The sequence below is a fragment of the Aminobacter sp. P4_H6_2 genome (genome assembly GCF_056400805.1).
On the sequence record NZ_JBFUKO010000923.1, the window covers coordinates 1 to 1523 of the forward strand.

2 protein-coding genes are annotated in these 1523 nt (G+C 53.4%); both read left to right on the forward strand.

Features of this window, described 5'->3' with window-relative positions; genetic code table 11:
• Positions 1–724: glycosyltransferase family 4 protein (locus tag AC1DUU_RS31695; RefSeq protein WP_476787263.1), on the forward strand; the 724-nt coding region annotated here is incomplete at its 5' end.
• 9 nt (positions 725–733) lie between these two features.
• A partial coding sequence (locus AC1DUU_RS31700) for a glycosyltransferase (protein ID WP_476787264.1) occupies positions 734–1523 on the forward strand: 790 nt, incomplete at its 3' end.

The window sequence follows — 1523 nt, forward strand, 5'->3', positions numbered from 1 at the left end:
GCTCGCGGATAGAGTATTCTGCATTTCGAAAGCGACCGCGCAGGAATACAGGCAACTGTGTGATGCGTTTGACATCCCTTGTCCGGCCCTGTCGGTTTTTCGCCTTGGCGAAACCGATTTCGCGAGCGTCCAGGCTGACAAGCTCGGTAGTGCGGCGGCGACGCTACCAGCCAAGCTGCAAGGTACGCGTTACGTTCTGATGGTGGCCTCAATAGAGCCGCGGAAGAACCACTGGTTGTTATACCAGGTATGGCAAAACCTTGTTAGTGAGGGGCGAATTGATGCCGACGTCAAGTTGGTGTTCGTGGGGACTGGGCACTGGTTGACCGGCGATCTGATGCATCAGATCAGGAATAACCCCTTAGTATGCGATCGAATCGAGATCATATCGGCCGTCAGCGATGAGGAGTTGAGCCTCTGCTATGAAAACTGTCTGCTTACAGTCTTTCCGTCTTTCGATGAGGGGTGGGGTTTGCCTGTGGCCGAAAGTTTGATGCACGGCAAGGTTTGTCTTGCCTCGAATCGAGGTAGCCTGCCCGAGATCAGCACGCACACGGTGCTGATTGACCCACTAGATGTATATGCTTGGAGAGATGCAATCCAAGAATACGTGAATGATGACGTGGTGCGTTCCGAGAAAGAGAAGGCTATCAGGCAGAGTTACGTCGGCACCAGTTGGAAGCAGAGCGCAAGTCAGTTCTTTGCCACTGCAATCACGAGGTAGGCTGGGATTATGCGCGTATTGGCCCTTGGAACGTACCTGATTGACGAGCCGGTTCATGGCGGGCAAAGGCGAGCGGCGGAGATCGTCAAGATTTATGAGGAGATGGGCGTACCAGTGAAGTTTCTGGTGATATGCCCCGGCAAATCCAGCCAAAGAAGGACCACGTTGGATCGCGCCTTTCAAGCTGAATATCGCAAGAACGGGTGGTTCTATCCTCAGCCGTACCTGGAGGATATTTTCTCAGGTCTTATTTCTTCGCGTGACGACAATTGCATCAGTTGGCTTGTCGACCACGTAGATGATTTTCGTCCAACCCATATACATTTCGAACAGCCATACCTCTATCCGGCGATAAAGGCGTTAAAACGAAGGGGGCGCTCTGGACATCGGCTAATTTACTCGTCGCAGAATGTCGAAGTTGAGATTAAGCGCGATATACTGTTGGAGCGCGGCGGAGAGCCATTATATGTTGGGCGCGCATTGCGATATCTTGAGCGCGTCGAAAAACTTCTTACCAAAACAGCAGATGTTGTCATTGCCTGCACCCAATCCGATGCTGCGGTGTACGCAGGCATGGGGGCAAGCGAAGTGCTGGTCTGTCCAAATGGTGCTCAGCCGCTCCCCGAAACGACTGTTCGTGCGAATTCGACCGAACCCTTCCTCCTAACGATGGGATCGGGACATCCGCCAAACAGCAGTGGCTTCGTTGAGATGATGCTCGGGCCTGCGTTGCTATTTCTGCCGCCGGAGAAGTCTCTAGCGGTGGCGGGTGGTATGTGTGCATTGATCAGGGCTGAGC